3 protein-coding genes and 1 pseudogene are annotated in these 3,150 nt (G+C 70.8%); all 4 read right to left on the bottom strand.

The genetic code is table 11. The features are described from left to right. The coding region (locus tag AB3X43_RS06785) for a twin-arginine translocation signal domain-containing protein (RefSeq protein WP_369429102.1) at positions 1–286 on the bottom strand (286 nt) is incomplete at its 3' end. Between the two features lie 82 nt (positions 287–368). After that, positions 369–1,445, bottom strand: a complete 1,077-nt coding sequence (locus AB3X43_RS06780) for an Ldh family oxidoreductase (RefSeq protein WP_369429101.1) — start codon at positions 1,443–1,445, stop codon at positions 369–371. Between the two features lie 13 nt (positions 1,446–1,458). Then, positions 1,459–2,988: a UxaA family hydrolase gene (locus tag AB3X43_RS06775; RefSeq protein ID WP_369429100.1), complete on the bottom strand. Its 1,530-nt coding sequence runs from the start codon at positions 2,986–2,988 to the stop codon at positions 1,459–1,461. A 31-nt stretch (positions 2,989–3,019) separates the two neighbouring features. Next, positions 3,020–3,150 (bottom strand): annotated as a pseudogene (locus tag AB3X43_RS06770) (2-hydroxyhepta-2,4-diene-1,7-dioate isomerase); the annotation flags it as partial.

Here is a 3,150-nt window from a genome sequence, read left to right as displayed (position 1 = left end):
CGGTGTGGGCCATCTCGATGGTGCCGTTCTGCACGCCATCGACGACGCCGAACGCCGGCATCAGCTCGCCACCCGGGTGGGTCGAGATCTGGAACTTGCCACCCGTCATCGCGCTGACCTGCTTGGCAAACTCCTCCGCAGCGCCGAAGATGGTGTCGAGCGACTTCGGAAAGCTCGACGCCAGGCGCCAGCGGATGTTGGCCTGGGCATGGACGATGGCCGGCGCAGCGCCCGCAGCGAGCACGCCGGCCAAGCCCGTTTGACGGATGAAATTGCGACGTTCCATGCAGAGACTCCTGAAAACCTGGATGAGTAAGGGAAAAGTGGTGCGCGATTCTAGGAAGCCCCTCACGGCAGGGCCACAAGGGTTACCCCTGCGCAACCAGGCGCAGCGGCGGTGCCACGCCCAGCCGCACGCTCCAGTCGTGCATTTGCCGCGCCAGTTGCGGCTCGACGGGGAGGCCGGTGCGGCGGCGCTCCGTCTGGCAGTCGTGCTCGGGGTCGCCGGGCATGCGCGGCGATCCGGGTTCGGCGGCCAGCGCGTGCGCCATCTGCTCGACCACGGCGGCCAGCACTGGCCCGCCCGCGAAGCGCATCGGGTCGATGACGAGGAAAAACGCCCCGATGCGGCGTGGCGCGTCGAGGTCGCCGAACATGGACGGGATGTGCGGGCCGAAGGGATTGCCGTGCAGCGGGCCGCTGAGCAGATCGACCATCAGCGCCAGCGCGTAGCCCTTGTGGCCGTAGTCGTGGCCGCCGAGCGGGGTGACGGCGATGGCGGCGTTCGGGTCGGTGGTCGGCTGGCCTGCGGCGTCGATGGCGATGTCGGGCGGCAGCGGGTGGCCCTCGCGGCGGGCGTTCATCACGCGGTTCCACGGGATGGAGGTCGTCGCCATGTCCAGGCACACCGGCTCGCCATTGGCACGCGGGAAGGCGATGGCGATCGGGTTGGTGCCGAAGAACGGGCGCTGGCCGCCGTGGGGCGCGGCGATGCTGTCGGCGTGGGTGAAGGCGAGTCCGATCAGGCCGGCCCGCGCCGCCTCGCGGGCGTAGAGGCCAACCGCGCCGCAGTGCGACGAGTCGCGCACGCCCACCGCTGCCAAGCCGGTTTCACGGGCGATGTCCATCGCCAGCCGGTTGGCGAAATGCGCGACGAGGATGCCCTGCCCCTGGTCGCCATCGACCTGCGCGGTGGACACACCCGTGCGCTCGATGCGCAGCACCGGCCGCGCCCGGATCGAACCACGCGCGATGCGGTCGAAGTAGTGCGGCAACCGGGCGATGCCGTGCGTGTCCACGCCCCACAGGCTGGTCTGCACGAGGCTGTCGGCGAGTTGCCGGGCGTCGGGTGGGCGCAGGTCGAGCGCCTGCAGGCACTGCACCGCCCACGCGGCGATGTCTTCGGCGGGCACGCACACGCTGCCCTCGGCGATCGGCTGCACCATCAGGATTCCCTTTTCACATCACCGCGCCGAGCTGCCACGGCACGAATTCGTTCTGGCCGTAGCCGTGTTGTTCGCTCTTGGTGGCGCGGCCCGAGGCGGCGTCCAGCATGAGGCGGAAGATGCGCTCGCCGGCTTCGTCCACCGACTCGGCGCCGTCGATCACGGTGCCGCAGTTCAGGTCGATGTCGTCGGCCTGCCGGTTCCACAGCGCGGTGTTGGTCGAGAACTTCAGCGACGGCGACGGCGCGCAGCCATAGGCCGAGCCGCGCCCGGTCGTGAAGCAGATCAGGTTGGCGCCGCCCGCGACCTGCCCCGTCGCCGAGACCGGGTCGTAGCCGGGCGTGTCCATGAAGACGAGGCCGTGCGCGGTGACCGGCTGCGCGAACTCGACGACATCGACCAGATTCGTCGTGCCGCTCTTGGCGATGGCACCGAGGCTCTTTTCGAGGATCGTCGTCAGCCCGCCCGCCTTGTTGCCAGCGGAGGGGTTGTTGTCCATGCGCATGGCGTGGCGGGCGGTGTATTCCTCCCACCACGCGATGCGGGCGCGCAGCTTGTCGGCGACTCCGACGTTGACGGCGCGGCGGGTCAGCAGGTGCTCGCCGCCGTAGATCTCGGGCGTCTCGGACAGGATCGCCGTGCCGCCATGGCGCACGAGGCGATCGACCGCCGCGCCGAGCGCCGGGTTCGCGCTCAGGCCGGAGTAGCCATCCGAGCCGCCGCATTGCAGGCCGACGACAAGGTGCGACGCCGGCACCGGCTGCCGCGAGACGCGGTTCGCCTCGGGCAGCATCTGGCGGATCAGCGCGACGCCACGCGCCACGGTCTGCGCCGTGCCGCCCGAGTCCTGGATGCTGAAGGTGACGAGCTTGGCGCCCTCCTGCAGCCCTTCCTGCGCGATCAGACCCTGGATCTGGTTCGTCTCGCAGCCCAGGCCGACGACGAGCACGGCGGCGAAGTTCGGGTGCCGCGCATAGCCGCCGAGCGTGCGGCGCAGCACGCGCAGTTCCTCGCCGTCGCTGGCCGTGGCGCAGCCCATGCCGTGGGTCAGCGCGACGATGCCGTCCACGTTCGGGAAGTCCGCCAGTGCCTCGGGCCGGATGTCGCGGCGGAACTGGTCGGCGATGGCCCGTGCCACGGTCGCCGAGCAGTTCACCGAGGTCAGCACACCGATGTAGTTGCGCGTCGCCACCCGGCCGTCCGCCCGCACGATGCCGTCGAACGTCGCCGGCTCGGCCTCGAAGGCGGTCAGCACCGCGTCCACGCCGTCTGCGTGCTCGCGGGTGAAGTCGCTGAACGCGAGGTTGTGGGTGTGGACGTGCTGGCCCGGCGCGATCGGCTGGGTCGCCGTGCCGATGACCTGCCCGTAGCGGCGCACCGGCTCGCCCGCCGCGATGGCGCGGGTGGCGACCTTGTGCCCCGGCGGGACCAGCCCGGAGACGGTCACGCCCTCGCCCTCCAGCACGGTGCCGCCCAGCAGTTGCGCGCGGGCGATGACGACGTTGTCGCCGGGATGGATGCGGATGACGGGGCCGGCGCTCATGGGGTGGTCCTCGGGGTGGCTCAGGTGTCGATCAGGCGTCGATCAACGCCGGGTTCCAGGCGTGGACCGTCTGCTGCTGTTCGCCCAGCCCGTCGATGCCCAGGCGGATCACGTCCCCGTCCTTCAGGAACACCGCGTCCGGCTTCTTGCCCATGCCGACGC

It is taken from the genome of Sphaerotilus sp. (assembly GCF_041083715.1).
Taxonomy (GTDB): domain Bacteria; phylum Pseudomonadota; class Gammaproteobacteria; order Burkholderiales; family Burkholderiaceae_C; genus Sphaerotilus.
The sequence above is the reverse complement of the archived record's forward strand: the minus strand, read 5'-3'. Positions and strand labels throughout refer to the sequence as shown.